This is a genomic window from Paenibacillus sp. A14 (genome assembly GCF_036864815.1).
Taxonomy (GTDB): domain Bacteria; phylum Bacillota; class Bacilli; order Paenibacillales; family Paenibacillaceae; genus Fontibacillus; species Fontibacillus sanfengchensis.
In genome coordinates this window covers 26,827-44,212 of the sequence record NZ_JBAGJD010000007.1, presented here as the reverse complement: position 1 = coordinate 44,212, position 17,386 = coordinate 26,827, and the positions used below count along the sequence as shown (strand labels likewise).

Sequence of the window (17,386 nt, the reverse complement as noted above, 5' to 3'; positions counted from 1 at the left end):
ATGAATGAGGAATTGACCCTGGACCAAAGCTCGCTTGTCCATGCCTGGCGGCGGCAACTGCCGGAATATTTGAACCCGGGAGATTCGGCCCGGGTGGAGGCGGACCTCGGGAACCCGCAAGGGCTGCGGATTCATATCGATGCGGCGGGACGGCAGTTTTACTCTTTTGATTTTGAATGTTCTTACATGGACCAACGTGAGGTCCGCGTGGAATTGGTCGATGTGGAGAAGGACGGGCAGACCGTCAATGAGCGGAACGAAAAAATCCAGGAGATGACTTCGGACTATGTCCGTCATCTTCATGAATGTGCGCAAGCTCTCCAACGGCTCACCAAATCGACATAGGAAAGCGAGGACAGCCGAATGACGCGTGTCAAAGGATCCGCCGACAAGAATTTGAGCAATGTCGTTCAGGATTTGGACCGCTCCCCGGTCAACAGCCAGGAAGCGCAGCAGATGCAGCAGGATATTAACGACCAGAAGCATGCGGATGCCCGCCATCATCACAAGGCCAAAGATATGGATCCTACTCACTAAGCGGATATCGGATTACAACACAGGCTGCCCCAAGGGGCGGCCTGTTTTTTGTCCGCAGCTGCACTATATAAGATGAACTATTGATTTGCATGTAAGGCAGCCGTGTGAAATGTTCTTCCGATCGCTGTTGCTCCCAGATTTCTTAATTAAATTTATTAAGGTAGAAATCCAGTCACAAAGGCAAGCGCTACGCTTCTCCAGAATCATTTCACACTCTTGCCGATTGCTAATTCTTTAGTTCAACTTATATAGCGTTGTATTAAGCAATTTAATCAGAAGCAAGTTTGTCAGCGGCCAGCTCCTCTTTAAAAGTAGGGCAAGTGAATAAGGGCCTTAAACGGCGCAGCTGTGAATTCCTGCAAAACTGCAGGCTTTTTCGCCGGATAAGGCCGATAGTTAAAAATTCCTGCAAAACTGCAGGTTTTTATTCCTAAAATCCCCTTACCCCCTGAATCCGAGAAAATTCCTGCACTTTCGCATCTTTTTTAAATCATGTCCCTCCGACTGGCCGAAATTCCTGCAGATTTGCATCTTTCCTACAGCCCTGCCCGCTTGACGCCAGGCACAAAAAAATTGCGCCCCAACAAGGAGTGTTCTCCTCGGTTGAAGCGCAATTGTCGATTTCCTTACTTGCGGGGGAGCGGGGCTAATTTTTCCGCTTCGCGGCCCATTTTTTTCAACAATTCGATCATGATCTGCTTCTCTTCTTCATTCAAACCGCTGAGCGCATGGTCGATCCGTTCCGAAAACTCCGGATACAGCTGGTCCATCATTTCCCGACCTTTCGGCGTCAGCTCCGCGAATATAACGCGGCGGTCCCGCGGGCAAGGCGTGCGGTGCAAGTACCCGGCCGACTCGAGCTTGTCGATGACGTAAGTGACATTTCCGCTTTGCAGGAGCAGCTTGGCGCCGATTTGCTGAATCGGCTGGGCTCCTTTGTAATAAAGCACTTCCAGTACGGCAAAAGCCGTCGGATTAAACCCTTGGATTTTACTTCCCGTTACGGCATGTTCATTGACGCTTTTGAACGATTTGGCAAAGACCCGGTAGAGATGCAAAGACAAATCGGTTCCGCGTTCCTCGGTTTTCAACATGTTCATCCCGCCTTATTCTATTTTTTCGAAATATCGAAGTGATTTGAAGTCAGTGTCACTGCTATCTTAGAACACCCGCCGGAATGAAAAAAATATAATTTATCACAATTTGCAGATTTAATTTTTTGTCTAACTGAAGCAAGTCTCCGTCCCGGGACCGAGTAAAATTCATTCCCCAAGAACACCCGTAAATCCGGCGGTCGGAGGAGGGAATATCGCGTCTGTTCTTATATGATAAATCTCGTAAATAAAAGAACAGGTGGGATATGTTATGAAACAACCGCAAGCGCAAACGGGGGCCAAGGGTGGACTCCTGCAAAACAGGGCGTACCTGGCCTTAATGGGATCTCAGCTGATCTCCAATCTGGGGGACTGGCTGCATATTTTGGCCTTGCTGACGATGATCGGATTAAAATGGGAGGCCACGCCGTGGCAAATTACGGCCACCATGCTCTGCATGCTGCTGCCGATGCTCTTGGGAGGCCCGGCCGCCGGCGTGCTGGCCGACCGCCTGGAACGCAAGAAACTGATGATCGTTTCGGACATCGCCCGCTTCTTTGTCGTCCTAGGCCTTGTGTTTGTGACGGAACTCTGGCAGGCCTGGATATTGTTGATCGCCAAGAGCGTATTCGATGTGCTTTTTTCGCCGGCCAAAAACGGAAAGATCAAGGAAGTGGTGGCCCCGGAACATATGGAAAAAGCCGTCTCCTACAGCGCCATCATCGAGCAGGGGAGCAAAATCATCGGGCCCGCGCTCGGCGGTATGCTGACCGCTGCCTTTGGCATCGTCTCCTGTTTTCTGATCGATGCGGCTTCCTTCCTCTTGTCCGCCTTGATTTTGCTCGCCGTTCCCGGTAAAAGGGCGGTAACCGGCACCGCCGCGGGAATGGAAAATCCGGGGGAGAAGCCCGGCTTCTGGGGAGAACTGGCCGAAGGCTTGAAGGCCATCGCCCGCATCCCGCTGGTCGCTTTTGGTCTGCTGATGCTGGCGATGGCCCTCCTGATCCTCCAGGTCGCGGATTCTCAGACGGTCGTATTGTTCCGGGAAATTCCGGGAATGCCGGAAGAAATGCTGGGCTGGTGCATTGCGCTCAGCGGGTTTGGAACCCTGGCGGCCGCAGGCATAAACGGCCTGCTGCGCCGCTGCACGCCCCTTGCGAAGATGGGGACGGGCGGCGTACTGCTCGGGGCTGTTTTTGCCGGAGCGGGATACCTTGCCACAAGCGGCTTGCTCGTCACTGCCGGCCATGCCTGGATGCTGGCCCTATATTTCCTCGCCGGGACCGGAGCCGGTTTAGTCTTCATCCCGTTTCAGGTGACGCTCCAGCAGCGGACGCCGGAATCGCTGACCGGACGGGTGTTCGGGACCGTAACGAGCGTGACTTCCGCCGCCGCTGTCGTGGGGCCGATGTTTGGAGGCTACATCGTTACCGCTTTTGGCCCCGCTCCCGCCTTTATTTTGTCGGGAGGGCTTATGGTCTTGCTGGCCCTTCTTCTTCTCCTCTTCAAATCTCTGATTATGAAGCGGGATCGGACTTCCGCGCAGCAGGCTGCCGGGGCTTGATGATGAAACCTGGCTTCTCCCCGGACGTATAAGTAAAGACATTACATGAAGAAAGAGCGGGGAAAAGCATGGAGCCATTGTTGCGGGTAGAAATTGAGGAAGCCGGTTACGAGGCGGGCAACCCAAAAATCGAGCAAGTGTCCCTGGAGGTACGGCCCGGGAAATTGACCGGGCTGATCGGGCCGAACGGGGCGGGAAAAAGTACGACGTTGAAAGCGATCCTCGGTCTGATCCCCGAGATTAAGGCTAATGTACAGTTTGCCGCCGGACACGGCAAATACGCTTATGTGCCGGAGCATCCGGTTTTTTATGACACGTTGACACTCTGGGAACATCTGAGCCTGGCGGCCGCGGTTTACGGGATGGATAAAGCGGAATTCGAGCGAAGCGGCAGCGAACTGCTTGAGAAATTCAGGATGACCGGTGTGCGGAACCAATTGCCGGGGGGATTTTCCAAAGGGATGCGGCAGAAGATGATGCTGATGATCGGTTTTTTGCTGAAACCGGAGGTTTATATCGTCGATGAACCCTTTATCGGGCTGGATCCAAGAGCGACGAAGGATTTTCTCGGCCTGCTGGAGGAGGAGCGGAGCAGAGGGGCCGGAGTATTGATGTGCACGCATGTTCTCGATACGGCCGAACGGATCTGCGACGACTTCATCCTGATGTCCGAGGGCAGAGTGGCCGCCAAGGGGATGCTGCAGGATATCCGCCTTGCCGCCGGACTGCCGGACGCTCCTTTATTCGACTGCTTCGATGTGCTGACGTGAGGGGGAAGGCGCCGATGATTGAGATTACTTCACAAATGACGGTAAGGCGCTTGTTTCTTCGCAGGTGGGCGGATCATTGGAGGAAACAGATCGCCATGCTTTGGTCCGTGTTTGACGGCATCGTCCTGCTGTATATCGGAATCCCGGGTTTGCTTCTGTTCGGGCGGGTTTATTACGGCCTATGGCGTGAAGCGCTGCCCGCCTGGCTCCTCCAGCTTCCTTTTAACGTATTGCCTGCTTATTTGCTGCTGGTCATCTATGCAACGGGAGGCCTGGTTCTTTTCATTGAAGCGGCGGATGTGCTCTTCCTGAAGCAGCGCCCGGAATGGATCCGCGGAGTGATGCGGAGAGGCGCCTGGGCCGGATTGATTGTCCATTTCGCGACGATCGGGGCGGCGCTGGCCTTGATCGCTCCCGTACTCGTCCGGGTCCATGGCCTGGAGACGCGGGAGATCTTCCATATTTTTGCCGTCGCCTGCGGGGTAAAAGCCGTTCATTTGTTCCTGCAGAACCTGATTCAGATAAAATGGACAGGTTGGCGGCGCATCGTCTGCAGCTCGGCTGCGTTTACTCTGCTCGGCGCAGGCTTTGCTTCTTGGCTGGTTATGGGGGCGGGGAACGCGTTTGTCTCTGCTGCGGTGCTCGCCTCCTGCGTTCTGCTGACCGTTCTTCTTGCCGAAACGCGCTTTCGCCTCCATGGCAGATTCGAGGCGGAGGTGCGGGAGGATGAGCGCCGGAGAACGGTGCTCACAGGTCTGCTGCTGGCGGGAGCCATGGACAGGCCGCCCGCGGTCCGTTCCCGGCCTTGGCTGTTCCGCCGGGGAGGGCGGTTGCTGCGCAAGAACCGGCCGGAAGCCGTGATCGCCGAATCGATCTTCAAAGCCTTTTTCCGGGGGCCGGAATGGAGGCTGTATGCGCAATTCGTCTTGTACGGCAGCGCGGCGGTCTGGTTTCCGTCCTACCCGGTCAACCTGATCGTATACGGCGCTCTGCTGCTGCTGTTCGCCTATTGGCTGAACGGCCACCGGCAGGCGTTCTTCGCCAAGGGGCTGATGCCTTTGCTGCCGCTGCCCGAAGAAACGGAGTACAAGGCTGCTCCGCTCTCCCTGCGGCTGCTTCTTTATCCTGGGACGGTGCTGCTTACTTGCGTGCTGTGCGCCTCTCTGTTTCACGACTGGTGGGGCGTCATCGCCGGGATTCCGGCAGCCCTGATCCTGGCCCGGGCCGCCGCCTCGTTGTCGGCGCTGTTCACGCTCGGCCGGCGGCGGAGGTCCGGCAGCTAATCCTGCCGCTCTCCAAGTGCGGACAAGCCGGCATGGTGGCCGGCCGTATAGCCGGTGGCAAAGGCCGCGGTGATATTATACCCCCCGGTGTACCCGTGGATGTCCAATACCTCGCCGCAAAAAAACAGCCCCGGCATCAGTTTCGATTCCATCGATTTCGGATGAATCTCCTTCAGGTGTACGCCCCCGCCGGTGACGAACGCTTCTTCAAACGGACGGGTCCCCGTCACCCGGATCTGAAAGTTCAGCGCCGTCGCCACAAACGCCGTCCAAGGTTCCCTAGGGAGATGTTCATACGTCGTATCGCCGGCGAGTCCGGCCCTTTCGAACAATAGCGGAAGCAGGCGCTCGGGGATTGTGCTTTTCAGCACGTTCTTCAGCGCCTTTTTCGGCTCGGCCGCGGCCAGCCGGCGCAGATGCTCATCCAGACTTCCCGCGGATTTGTCGGGAAAAAGGTTCAGCGCCATCGTTACTTCAGCGACGCCGTGTTTCTTTTTGACGCCGCGGATAAACCCGCTGCATCTGAGAGCGATCGGGCCCGATAGCCCGAAGTGGGTGAAGATCATATCCCCCCGGTGAGACACGACGGTTTTGCCTTTCGGGTCAAGCACGGACAGTTTGACATCGCGAAGGGAAAGTCCCTGCAGCTCCCGGCTGGCGATGAACGGCTCCTTGGATACCAGAGGCACCTCGGTCGGGTACAGCTCGGTAATCGTGTGGCCGGCCGCCTGGGCCCAAGGGTATCCGTCCCCGGTGGAACCCGTATGCGGCACCGATTTGCCACCGGTCGCCACGATAACTGATTTGGCGCCGAACCGCTCTCCGTTTGCCAGCTTCACGCCCTCGACTCCTTCCGGTCCGTACACCAGTTCCTGAACGGGATGATGCGTCAACAATTGAACGCCCATTGTTCTGGCCTTGCCGACCAGGGCGTCGACGACCGTTTTGGCTTTGTCGGACACCGGAAACATTCTTCCGTTATCCTCCTCTTTTAAAGCGATCCCAAGTTTTTCGAAAAAAACGATAATATCCCGGTTGCTGAACATAGAGAATGCGCTATGAAGAAATCGGCCTCCGCCGGGGATATAGGTGATCAGATCATCGATCTCTTTGGCGTTGGTCACATTGCAGCGTCCTCCGCCGGATATCCCCAGCTTCCGCCCCAGCTTGTCCCCTTTATCGAGCAAAGCCGTCCGAGCTCCTTGCTCCGCGGCGGCAATCGAGGCCATAAGGCCCGAAGGTCCGCCTCCGATCACGATCACATCGTAACTTTTCATGGTTGTAAACTCCTTCGCGTGGATAATTATTTGTACTTTTTCTACAAAAAAGAACTTTATAAGCTCTCTAAAACAAGAAATATTGTAAAACTTTGTCGCCTGTGATTTAATCGAGAATGAGAACGATTTCTTCCGCCAGAGGAGGGAGAAGATGGGGGAGATAAAGGAAATTTTGCTGCAGATGCTGATCGCCGGTTTGCCGGCCTTTTTGTTCCCGCTGACCTATGGGATGAAAGGCACGTCCCCGGGCGATGCGGAGGGAGAAATCCGCAAGTATCCCTATGCCGCCGAACTTCTGTTCACTTGTACGTTAAGTATGCTGCTATGCCTGATTTTTTCCACCCGATTATGGGGCGATATACCGCTCAACTATGGAATTCTTCCGTTGTTCGCCTTGATGTTTTACGGCAGGCTGCGCGACGGGGTGGCTTTGGGATTGCTTCAGTTGATTCTGTATCCTTTATTTGCATTAAACTTCGCTTTACCGGATTTAATTTTAGAGACAGGCGTCCTTCTCTACCCTTTGGTTCTCTTAAGCTCGAATCGCTTTAACAAGACCGACCGACGCGGAAAGATCGCTATGCTCTCCTTTTTTTTCGTCGCCGGCGAAGTGATGATCACATCGTCGCCGTTCATCAGCGGAGCGGAGACGTTTCCGACCGATCCGTTTTCCTTGTCGGCTGCCTTGATGAACATCCTGGCAACGCTGTTGATCGGGGTTTTATTTGTATACATGATCGAACATACGCTTGAAAAAGAAAAGCTGCGTCTTCAGGTTCTCCAGTTGTCCCGCAGTTATTTCAGCGAAGCGGAAAAGCTGCAGCAAAGCCTGGATGCCGCTCCGCTCAGCATTATTCTGCTCGACCGCCAGGGAGATATTATGGCGGTCAATGAATCTTTCCTTCAATTGTACCGTTGGCGCCATCCCGGCATAAGCCGCGAAAACCTCGTCAAGCACAAGCTGGACAAGGTGCTGTCCGACATCCGGTTTGAGATGCTGCTTCCCCGGGCGGTCCAGACCTTGAAGGGAAACGAGAAGTCCAGCGAACTGCTGCAAAGCGGGGATCAAATCTATTTTACCAGTACGGCCCCGATCAAAAAAGGCAGTACCAATGAAACGATCGGAGCCGTTTTGATCATTCAGGACATTACGGAGCTCGAGACGTTTCGCAAGGAACTGAATCATGTCGAGCGGTTAAGCCTTGTCGGACAGATGGCGGCGGGAATCACCCATGAAATCCGCAATCCCATGGCTGTGGTCCGCGGATTTCTGCAGTTGATGCGGGAGAAGAGCCCTTCGTCGCTGGACCATTATTACCGGATCGTGATGGAGGAGCTGGATCGGGCCAACAGTATTATTAACGACTTTTTGGCGCTCGCCCAGAACCGCCCGGTACAGATGGAGCTCTGCGATCTTCACGATATTATCCGGGAATTGACCCCGCTGCTTTGGGCGGACGCCAATCTCAGGGGGCAAAGCATCGAAGTCAAGCTGGATGAAGCCGTGCCCCGGCTTATGCTGAATCCGAAGGAGATCAAGCAGCTCATTCTGAATTTGGGACGGAACGGAATGGAAGCAATGCCGGAGAAGGGCCAGCTTATGCTCGAAACCCGGTGTGTCGCCGATGGCGTCGCTCTGTATGTCAGAGATACGGGGCCGGGCATCCCGCCGGCTCAGCAGGAACGGCTGTTTGAGCCGTTCTTCACCACCAAGGCGCAGGGAACGGGGCTCGGCCTTTCCTTATGCCTAAGCATCATGGAACGCCACAGCGGCAAAATCAGCGTGCAGTCGGAGGAAGGGAAAGGGACGACGTTTACCGTCCTGTTTCCTTTTAACGAACGTTTGCACGAATCCCAAGGCGAAATTCCGGTTGCCGCGGAATAATGAAATTCCCGATTCATTTGCTTTCTTTTTTCTTATGAATGTATAATTGAAGATAGTGTGAACGCCGAGACATAACCGTTTCCGCCGCAAGCCAAGTTTCTAAACATAAGGAGTGAGACAACCGATGTCCATGTCATTTGATCAATATATGAGAGACATGATTCAACCGATGCGCGATGAGTTAACTTCCCTCGGGATTCAGGAACTGCGCACGCCCGAGGAAGTGGAGAACGCTCTGCCGACGGCTAAAGGCACGGCGCTTGTCGTTGTCAATTCAGTATGCGGATGCGCCGCAGGCCAATGCCGTCCTGGCGTTGCCAAAGCACTGCAGCACGATTTGACGCCGGATCATCTTTATACCGTCTTTGCCGGTCAGGATAAGGAAGCTACGGCCAAGGCACGCGAGTATTTTGCGCCTTATCCGCCCTCCTCGCCGTCGATCGCCCTGATGAAGGACGGAGAGCTCGTTCATTTTATTGAGCGTCATCAAATTGAGGATCGTTCCGCCGAGGAAATCGCCGCGGATTTGACCAGCGCTTTTGACCGCTTTTGCCGTTAATTCTTGATGAAGCTAATTTAGTTTGTGACCAAACGTCCCTGCCGGTTCGAGATATTCATACCGGCAGGGGCGTTTTACATATTTACTTTAGGTAAGAGGTTCATAAGCGCAGTCTCATCCCGGGGAATCGGACAGGCTACAACATGAATGGGCAGCCCTTGGAGGCAGTCCTTTTTTTGTAGCCGAATGCCTGGAATTCGGGAATACGACAAAAGTTTAGTGAATCTTTCCACATGTAAAGGCGTATAAATAGTGACTGCTTGTTTTTTTACATAGTTGCAGAGAGGGTTTAAGATTGAAAAATTGGGAGGGAGATCAGTTTGAAAAACTTGTTCACCATTTTTGTAGCTCCGGAGGCTACATTCCAGAGGGCCCGGGAGAGTAAAACGGCCTGGATTCTTCCGTTTGTCCTGCTGGTTGTTTTATCGGCAGTGGTGATTTATTTGCAGCTTCCGGCGATGGAGGCCACGATGTATGAAAGTCTGCGCAAGACTACGCAATTGGACCCGAGTACATACGATGCTTTTATTGCGGGCACCAAAGTCACGTCGCTGATCATGGCTCCGATTAGCGCGGCCGCGAGCGTATTTATCATTGCGCTGTTGTTTATGTTGTTGAATCTGATCGTTCGCGGAGAGGCCAAATTTATGCAGTTGGTAACGGCCGCCTCCTTTTCGGTTCTGCCGGGCTTGCTGGGCGGATTGATTACGGGAATCATGTTGATGGCGACGGGCGCACAGTCGACCACGGCGTTCAGCCTCAGTCTCGCCGTTTTTGTTACGGATAAAACGAGCAAGCTGTACTATCTTTTGTCACTGGCGAACCCGTTCGTTATCTGGGGACTTTTCCTTTACGTCGTCGGGGCTTCGGTCATGATGAAACGTCCGCGGAAAAAGGTGGGTATCTGGATTGTCGCCGCTTGGCTGGTATTTTCGCTAGGTTCGCTGCTGCTCGTTTAATCGACCAAGATAACAGGATAGGTGATGGAAGTGTCGAAAAGAAAATGGATCATCGGAGTATTGCTGGGGATTGTCGTCATAGGTCTGGTCGGTGTAAATCTCGTAAATATGAACCGCGCGCTCGTCGTTAAAACCGCGGAGGTCACCGAAGGGGAAATCATCGAGGAGATTTACACGAACGGCAAGCTGGAACCGGAGAAGACGACCAAGCTCTACTCCCCGGTGAGCGGTATTGTCGGGGAACTTCGAATCAAGGCGGGGGATACCGTGAGCAAAGGGCAGGTGCTGCTGACGCTCAAGCAGGACGGCATTCGGGAGCAATTGGCCAAGGAGCGCCTAAGTCTGGAACAAGCCGAATCGGAGCGGCTTCAGGCTAAGAAACAGCACTTCGAAGCTTTCAAGAAATCGGTGAGCGAAGATCCCAACCAAGACGTTGAGGAGTTGGATCTCACCTCGTTCGATTTGCGCATCAAGAGCAGCAAGCTGACGATCGCTTCCCTGGAGGACAAGCTGGCGAACAGCGCAGTTTATGCTCCGGCGGACGGCGTGATCACCACCCTGACGGCGGATGCCGGGCAAATGATCGCGGAGGGGGGCGAGATCGCCCAAATCTCGGATCTCTCCGGCTTCAAGGTCCGTGCCAATTTGAACGAACTGGATGCCGGAAAAGCGGCGGTGGGCATGAAGGCGGTTGTTACCGGCGAATCGATATCCGGCACTTATGAGGGCGTCGTGGACTATTTGGCGCCGACCGCCAAAATCGTGGAAGCGACGTCCAAGGACGCCACCGTGGAGATGACGGTGCGTTTATCGAGCAAAGCCGCCGAACTCCGGCCCGGGTATGGCGTGACGGTGGCGATGAAAATTCCGGACAAGCCCCGGCTGCTCGCCCAGATCAGCGCGGTGCAACACGAAGGCGACCAGGCTTACGTCTTCACAGTGCAGGGCGGCAAGGCGGTGAAGGTTCCCGTTCAGACCGGCAAGGAAGGCGATGAGCAGATCGAGATCACAAAGGGCGTAGCCAAGGGAGATCCGGTGGTCGTGGAAGGCTTGGAATCGCTGAAGGACGGCGATAAGGTGACTGTACAATGATTACGCTCAAGGATATCACCAAAGTTTATAAGAATGGACCGCTGGAAGTCGAAGCACTGAGCAAGATCAGTCTGCAGGTGGACCGCGGGGACTTCGTAGCGATCATGGGGACCTCCGGCTCGGGGAAATCGACCTTGATGAACATTATCGGCTGTCTCGATGTGCCGACCTCGGGCAGCTATATTTTGGACGGAGAAGAGGTACATACCCTGAATGAGGATGACTTGGCCCGGGTCCGGAACAGGAAGATCGGTTTCGTATTTCAGAGCTTTAACCTTCTCGGGAGGCAAACGGTGCTGCAAAATGTGACGCTGCCGATGATGTACGCCGGCATTCCCCGGGAGAAGCGCCAGGTACGGGCGCTGGAGCTGCTGGAAAAGGTCGGCCTGAAGGAAAGGGTCAAACACCGTCCGACCGAGCTGTCCGGGGGACAAAAGCAGCGGGTGGCCATTGCCAGAGCGCTGACGATGGAAGCCCCGATCCTGCTGGCGGACGAGCCGACCGGGAATCTGGATACGAAATCTTCCCACGAGATTATGGCTTTGTTCAAGGAGATCCACCGGGAAGGGACGACGATCGTCCTTGTCACGCACGAGCCGGATATTGCGGAGCACGCGGATCGCGTGCTGCTGTTCGGAGACGGCAAACTGCTGAAGGATACCCGTAAAGGAAGTGACCGCCCGTGAGCATTTGGGAGAGCATCCTGGTCGCTCTGGATAATCTGCGAATGAACAAGCTTCGCTCTTTTCTGACGATGATCGGGATTGTGTTCGGGGTTGCCGCGGTGGTGACCGTCGTCTCAATCGGCCAGGCGGGGCAGACTTCCATTATCTCAATGGTATCCAACTATGAGGAAGGGTACTTTTCCATCTATCCGAATTACAGCGACGAGAGCAATCTGGAGAAAGCGGAGTTCCGTCAGCGCGATATGGCGGAAATCCGCAAACTCTCGGGGATTCGCTACGTTTCGTCTTCGCTGGGCTACGGTTCGACGACCAAGCTGAAGCAGGAGAAGTTCCAGTTCAATGTCACGATGACGACTTCGGTCATGCCGAAAATAACAAAGATTGAACTGGAGGCCGGGAGATTCTTTAACGCACAGGAAGAAAGAGGCCGCCAGAAAGTGATGGTGGTTGACTTGAAGTTTGCGGAGAAGGCGTTTGGTTCGGCGAAAGGGGCCGTCGGCCGCAGATTTGTTCTGGGGAATGACAGGTTTCGCATTGTCGGCGTCTACAAGGCGGAGGAGAGTATCATGAGCGGGATGCAGGGAGAAAGCTACTCCGGTTATGCGCCGATTACGGCGATCACTTTCGGCGACGAGAAGACGGATAGCGACCACCTTGGATCGCTGGATATCGTCGCTTCGTCGCCAGACCATATAGATGAAACCATCGACATGCTCAAAAAATGGCTGGCCGACCGTAAAAATGTGGAGCCTGATTCGTACCTGGCCCAAACGGGCAAGGATGCGGAAAAGATGGTGTCCAGCACCTTCTCCATCCTGCAGACGATCATCGGATCAATTGCCGGCATTTCCTTGCTGGTCGGAGGGATCGGCGTCATGAACATCATGCTCGTCTCGGTGACCGAGCGCACGAGGGAAATCGGGATCCGGAAGGCCATTGGGGCCACCCCGGGCACGATCATGCTTCAATTCATGATTGAAGCCGTCATACTTTCATTTTTGGGCGGCACAGTGGGGGCGCTGCTCGGTTTGCTCGCGGCATACGCGTTCGCACTCATATCCGGTTGGCCCTTTGTGGTATCGATTTGGGCGATTTTGCTCGCCTTCGGCTTTTCGGCCGCGGTCGGCATCTTTTTCGGACTTTACCCGGCGAACAAAGCGTCCAAGCTGCACCCGATCGAATCGCTTCGTTACGAATAATAAAACGGAGGGCTTCTTCCGAGGCAGACAGGACTGCTTTCGGGAGAAGCCCTTCTTTGGTTTGTTGAGGGGAGAGGTCGGTGGCATGGGGCGCACCGCGCCGCCCGCGGATCGATTAACGGGAAAAACTCCAGGTAATTGGCCGGTTCGGCCGGTAAATTGAGAATTACCTGGAAAACCTCCAGCTAAAATTGGGCAAAAGGACGGAAACGCGGAGAATCGCCCGGATTAGCAGGAGGAATTCCAGGTAAATGAGACCACGAGGGCCGAACGAGAGGATTTACCTGGAGGAAAACCCGTTAATTTTCGTAAAAAGAAAACCCGCCCCCTTTTATCACGAGGGTCGGGCTTTTCAGAAGCTTTTTAAGCGGATGCGGCGGGCTGAACGGGGATGTAGATGTCGATCCGCTTGCCTTCCTTCGGCCAGCAGCGTTGATCGTACCATTCAAAGTCCGGGCCGTACGCCTGCTCGTAGCCTGAACTTTGGAACCATTCGGCAAAAATTTTGTTCCAGGTGTGCTGAATGGATTCGATGAACTCTTCTTCGTTGGCCGGAGGGGTGGTGAAGATGGCGTACTGGGCTTCGGGCACTCTGTACTCGAACATCCCATCGGGTACTTGGGTCGGTTCATCCACTTCAAATCCTATAATATAGTGGAAGGATCCATCCTCCTCATACGCGGTGCAGAGGCCAAGCTCGACATCCGGACGTTTTTTGCCGGGCACGCGCTCCCCTAAACGTTCTTCCATATACTTTTGCCAAAATGCCGGAATATCACGGCTGTTTTCTCCGTCCACGGTGTTTGTTTTAATCGAGTAACCGATAATTCTCATTTCAGGGCAAGTCTCAATCCGATATTCCATAGCATAATCTCCCCATTTCCCATAATTTTGGGCATCGATACAAAGATCGGCGAACTCGGCTTTGGGATACAAAAACGGAGGCTGACCATGACGTCGGCAGGCTGTCGGTAAAATGCCATACATTCTCCGGAATGCCCTCGTAAAAGCCGCGTGCGAATGAAACCCGCACTCCAGGGCGATATCGAGCAGTTTCGAATCGCTGCCGGCCAACAGCTCGGCGGCTTTGGACAGGCGGCGTTTGCGGATATACGAGGTCACCGTTTCACCGACCACATAGAGAAAGGTACGATGAAAATGGTATTCCGAGTAATGCATGGCCGAAGCCACTCCTTTTAAGGTCAAATCCGCATCGAGCCGCGTCTCGATATATTCGATGCTTTTGCGAATAACATCCATTTGGTTCATGAACTTCCTCCAGACCGGTCTATGGGTTAAGTATAGAGGATAGGAATTTATTAAATTTGATCATTCTTGCTTTCCGGTTAACGGAGTAATGGAGCGTCCCGCGTTCGTCTCCGCAATGAAATCGAGCGTAACCCGCAAAGCGGCTTCCAAGGGTCCAGTTATACCGGTGAAAGGATGCACCGTCCCGAAGGTGTGGTTTCCCCCGGGAATCTGCATCCATGGAATATCGGAGCGGAGCTTGACCAGTTCGGCCGAGCCCTTTCGCAAATGAGCGCCATCCTCCGTGCCTTGAATCAGGATGGTCTTGAATTCCGTGCCGTCCGCCTTGGCCATCCGGCCCAAAAGATCGTAGCGCTCCCGCTGCCGCTCTAAGTCCTCCAAAATGATCATATCGAGAGGCATGCGCTGCCCCGTGCGGCCGTTTACCACATAGCTGCGTCCGTGCTCCCGCATCTCTTTCTTTTGCTCTTCACTGAAAAGGTCGAGGTTCGTGATTCCGTTCCAGGAAATGACGCCGCGAACCTGCCCCGGATGATCCAGCGCATGGATCAGACAAACGCCGGCTCCCCGGCTGTGCCCCAGAAAATATAGCGGGAGTCCGGCGAACATAGGATCAGCCGTCATTGCCGCCGCAAGTGCCTTCAAATCCTTCAATTCCCGGTCATAAGTATTGACGGCAAACTTGCCCAACTCCGTAAACTCGTCCTTGACGTCTCCGATCCCATTATGTGAAAAGTTGAAGGTCACGACTTCATGGAAGCGGCTGAGATACTCGGCTGCGGGAGGAAACATCCCCCAATCCTTAAAACCTTTATAGCCGTGGGCCATGATGACCAGCGAAGTGTCCTCGTTTCGCTCCTGTGCCGGGAACCGGGTACACTGCAGTACATGACCGTCTTCCAGCGGAATTTGAAAATCGGTTGGCATCGCTATCCGTCCTTTCATCCAAAATGTACCTTTCCTGATTATACCATAGGCGAACCGGCGAAGGCCCGAAGTGGCCGCAGAGCGGCGCACGGGGCAGGCACGGGACTGTATGGAAGCCGGGAGAGGACTCGCATCCCGGGAGCTTCCCTGTTACAATGTGATTGGCATACAGATTATTGAATCCATGATGGTGGAAGCGAGGAACTGGCCTTGATTTATGGCATTGGTCATGATGTAGTGGAAATCGGACGCGTGCAGCGCATGCTTACGGGCACGGTCGGCGAGAAGCTGAAGAGCCGCATTCTCACGCCCGGGGAACTTGCGCTTCCCGGATGCGCGGCGCGGCCCGCGGAGTTTTTGTCCGGGCGGTTCGCGGCGAAAGAAGCGGTGAGTAAAGCGTTCGGCTGCGGCATCGGGAAGGTGCTGGGCTTTGGAGATATGGAAATCCTGCCGGATGCCGGCGGAAAACCGGCTGTGAGGCTTTCGGACGAGGCCTGGCTGCGGCTAGGGTTGTCCGCGGCGGAATACGCCGTCCATCTTAGCATTACGCATGAGCGGCAGCTCGCTTCCGCCTTTGCCGTAGTGGAACGATTGACTTAAAAGGAGATCATAATGCAAGAAAACATAGAACACACAGAAAGTATAGAAGGCGTGGAAAACAAACAATATTTCGGCACGGAGCTTTTGGGGTGGTACGAACGGTCCAAAAGGGATTTGCCTTGGCGCAGGCATCGGGACCCGTACTATATTTGGGTATCGGAAATTATGCTGCAGCAAACCAGAGTGGATACCGTGATCCCCTATTTTCAGCGGTTTATCGAACGGTTTCCGACGCTCAAGGATTTGGCTGAAGCGCCGGAGGAAGATGTCCTGAAATGCTGGGAAGGGCTCGGCTACTACTCCCGGGCCCGCAATCTGCAGGCGGCCGCTCGCCAGGTCATGGAGCGGCACGGCGGCACGGTGCCGTCCGTCAAGGCGGAGGTCGCCGCCCTTAAAGGCGTCGGACCGTACACGACCGGTGCGATTTTGAGTATCGCCTTCAACCAGCCGGAGCCGGCGGTCGACGGGAATGTGATGCGGGTGCTGTCGCGGTATTTCCTGATCCGGGAGGATATCATGAAGACGGGGACCCGCACGCGGATGGAGGAGCTGGCCGCGAGCCTGATCCCGCGCGGGCGGGCCGCGGATTTCAACCAGGCGCTCATGGAGCTCGGCGCGTTGATCTGCACGCCGAAGTCGCCCCAATGCCTGGTGTGCCCGGTCATGGCCCGCTGTGCCGCGCGCCTGGAAGGCGCGGAGGACGCCTTGCCGGTGAAGAGCAAGGCGAAGCCGCCGCGGCCGGAGTACCGGCTCGTCGCCCTCGTCGAGGGCGACGGGGAGCACGCCGGCCGCGTGCTCGTCCGCCGGCGCCCGGCGTCGGGGCTGCTTGCGCGGATGTGGGAGCTGCCCCACATCCCCGCCGCCGCGGACGCCGGTGAAGGCGCCGGCCTGCCGGACGGGCCGGCGATGGACCGGCTCGCCGTGGCCCTGGCGGCGGCGGGCTTCCCCGCGCAGCCGGAAGGGTTCCTGATGAACGCGGAGCATACGTTCAGTCACATCCATTGGAATCTGCGCGTATACCGGTTCTCGGCCGCGGCAGATTCGCCTTTCGGGGCCGCGTATCCGCCGCCCGCATCCGCCGCCAAGGCTGCCGACCTGCCGTTCGTTGCCGAAGCGGGGGCGGCGGTGGAGGATGGGGTGATGTTTCTTCCGCTTGTGCGGACACCACCGACATCCCCGCTCTCATCGCCCGGCGAGCTTGAAGAATATCGCTGGATCAGTAAGGCGGATATGGAAGACCTGGCTTTTCCCAATGTATTTTTGCGGATATTAAGCGGCGTTTTTAACTAAGTAACTTGGCCTCGAAGGTGATTTGGTATGACGTATAATGCCGATTTTACAAGCATAAAACCGCGGTGTGTCGCGGTTTTTTTCTTAGTGTGAGCGTAGCAAGCTTTATGGGATACCTAAAGAGAAAGAACGGCTTAATGTTCTTTCGACAAGCATGTAGACTTGAAGTGTGCTGGTCAGCTCCGTAAATTCGGCCAAGCCCGCGGTCTTTTGGACCCCGGAAGTCCGTTAGAGTTGTCCGGGGGAGCGCTTTGCCCAAGCACGCGGCCTAGCGGGAATTTCTACCGTAAGTTCTACCGTAAGTTCTACCGGACGCTATAGCGGCTATTTCGTCCTTTGAAGGGGAATTGGAAATCTAACGGACGTAGGGGCGGCTATTTTGGCAAAATGAGTCC

General features: G+C 55.1%; 17 protein-coding genes. 13 read left to right on the top strand and 4 right to left on the bottom strand.

Annotated elements, in window-relative coordinates; genetic code table 11:
* Together V4U88_RS18400 and V4U88_RS18395 are read left to right on the top strand one after the other, a co-directional pair.
* Positions 1 to 345, top strand: a complete 345-nt coding sequence (locus V4U88_RS18400) for a hypothetical protein (protein ID WP_334074711.1) — start codon at positions 1 to 3, stop codon at positions 343 to 345.
* Between the two features lie 18 nt (positions 346 to 363).
* Positions 364 to 537 carry a hypothetical protein gene (locus V4U88_RS18395; RefSeq protein WP_334074710.1) on the top strand — a complete coding sequence of 58 codons (174 nt, stop codon included), beginning with the start codon at positions 364 to 366 and terminating at the stop codon, positions 535 to 537.
* 626 nt (positions 538 to 1,163) lie between these two features.
* Here the strand turns inward: V4U88_RS18395 and V4U88_RS18390 are convergent.
* The gene (locus V4U88_RS18390) at positions 1,164 to 1,631 is read right to left on the bottom strand and encodes a MarR family winged helix-turn-helix transcriptional regulator (protein WP_334074921.1); all 468 of its coding nucleotides are present in this window, start codon (positions 1,629 to 1,631) and stop codon (positions 1,164 to 1,166) included.
* Positions 1,632 to 1,902: 271 nt separating this feature from the next.
* Between V4U88_RS18390 and V4U88_RS18385 the strand changes: the two genes are divergently transcribed.
* The 3 genes from V4U88_RS18385 to V4U88_RS18375 all read left to right on the top strand — a co-directional run bounded on the left by V4U88_RS18385 (position 1,903) and on the right by V4U88_RS18375 (position 5,248).
* Positions 1,903 to 3,195 (top strand): MFS transporter, encoded by a 1,293-nt coding sequence (locus V4U88_RS18385; RefSeq protein WP_334074709.1) that lies wholly within the window; start codon positions 1,903 to 1,905, stop codon positions 3,193 to 3,195.
* A gap of 68 nt (positions 3,196 to 3,263) precedes the next feature.
* Complete coding sequence (locus tag V4U88_RS18380; RefSeq protein ID WP_334074708.1) at positions 3,264 to 3,965, top strand: ABC transporter ATP-binding protein; 702 nt, start codon at positions 3,264 to 3,266, stop codon at positions 3,963 to 3,965.
* Positions 3,966 to 3,979: 14 nt separating this feature from the next.
* Positions 3,980 to 5,248 carry an ABC transporter permease gene (locus tag V4U88_RS18375; RefSeq protein ID WP_334074707.1) on the top strand — a complete coding sequence of 423 codons (1,269 nt, stop codon included), beginning with the start codon at positions 3,980 to 3,982 and terminating at the stop codon, positions 5,246 to 5,248.
* Here V4U88_RS18375 and V4U88_RS18370 read toward each other — a convergent pair.
* Positions 5,245 to 6,525: an NAD(P)/FAD-dependent oxidoreductase gene (locus tag V4U88_RS18370; RefSeq protein ID WP_334074706.1), complete on the bottom strand. Its 1,281-nt coding sequence runs from the start codon at positions 6,523 to 6,525 to the stop codon at positions 5,245 to 5,247. The two genes, V4U88_RS18375 and V4U88_RS18370, sit on opposite strands and share 4 nt — an antisense overlap.
* Before the next feature lie 151 nt (positions 6,526 to 6,676).
* Here V4U88_RS18370 and V4U88_RS18365 point away from each other — a divergent pair, with 151 nt between their 5' ends.
* From V4U88_RS18365 to V4U88_RS18340, 6 genes are all read left to right on the top strand, one after another.
* On the top strand, positions 6,677 to 8,410 hold the full coding sequence (locus V4U88_RS18365; protein WP_334074705.1) for a two-component system sensor histidine kinase NtrB: 1,734 nt from the start codon (positions 6,677 to 6,679) through the stop codon (positions 8,408 to 8,410).
* Positions 8,411 to 8,534: 124 nt separating this feature from the next.
* Positions 8,535 to 8,969: a BrxA/BrxB family bacilliredoxin gene (locus V4U88_RS18360; RefSeq protein WP_148455736.1), complete on the top strand. Its 435-nt coding sequence runs from the start codon at positions 8,535 to 8,537 to the stop codon at positions 8,967 to 8,969.
* A 320-nt stretch (positions 8,970 to 9,289) separates the two neighbouring features.
* Positions 9,290 to 9,928, top strand: coding sequence for a YIP1 family protein (locus V4U88_RS18355; protein WP_334074704.1), 639 nt, complete (start codon positions 9,290 to 9,292; stop codon positions 9,926 to 9,928).
* A 24-nt stretch (positions 9,929 to 9,952) separates the two neighbouring features.
* Complete coding sequence (locus tag V4U88_RS18350) at positions 9,953 to 11,020, top strand: efflux RND transporter periplasmic adaptor subunit (RefSeq protein WP_334074703.1); 1,068 nt, start codon at positions 9,953 to 9,955, stop codon at positions 11,018 to 11,020.
* On the top strand, positions 11,017 to 11,706 hold the full coding sequence (locus V4U88_RS18345; RefSeq protein ID WP_334074702.1) for an ABC transporter ATP-binding protein: 690 nt from the start codon (positions 11,017 to 11,019) through the stop codon (positions 11,704 to 11,706). The genes V4U88_RS18350 and V4U88_RS18345 overlap by 4 nt, the downstream gene beginning before the upstream one ends.
* Entirely contained in the window at positions 11,703 to 12,905 is a 1,203-nt protein-coding gene (locus tag V4U88_RS18340; protein WP_334074701.1) for an ABC transporter permease, read from the top strand. The genes V4U88_RS18345 and V4U88_RS18340 overlap by 4 nt, the downstream gene beginning before the upstream one ends.
* A 363-nt stretch (positions 12,906 to 13,268) precedes the next feature.
* Here V4U88_RS18340 and V4U88_RS18335 read toward each other — a convergent pair whose 3' ends face one another.
* Entirely contained in the window at positions 13,269 to 14,174 is a 906-nt protein-coding gene (locus tag V4U88_RS18335) for an AraC family transcriptional regulator (RefSeq protein WP_334074700.1), read from the bottom strand.
* 60 nt (positions 14,175 to 14,234) lie between these two features.
* Positions 14,235 to 15,101 carry an alpha/beta hydrolase family protein gene (locus tag V4U88_RS18330; protein WP_334074699.1) on the bottom strand — a complete coding sequence of 289 codons (867 nt, stop codon included), beginning with the start codon at positions 15,099 to 15,101 and terminating at the stop codon, positions 14,235 to 14,237.
* A gap of 210 nt (positions 15,102 to 15,311) precedes the next feature.
* On the opposite strand from V4U88_RS18330, the gene acpS reads away from it, so the two are divergent.
* Complete coding sequence (acpS, locus tag V4U88_RS18325) at positions 15,312 to 15,701, top strand: holo-ACP synthase (protein ID WP_334074698.1); 390 nt, start codon at positions 15,312 to 15,314, stop codon at positions 15,699 to 15,701.
* A 12-nt stretch (positions 15,702 to 15,713) separates the two neighbouring features.
* A complete protein-coding gene (gene mutY / locus V4U88_RS18320) occupies positions 15,714 to 16,991 on the top strand; it encodes an A/G-specific adenine glycosylase (RefSeq protein WP_334074697.1) in 1,278 nt (425 codons plus the stop codon).
* The last annotated feature ends 395 nt before the right edge of the window (positions 16,992 to 17,386 follow it).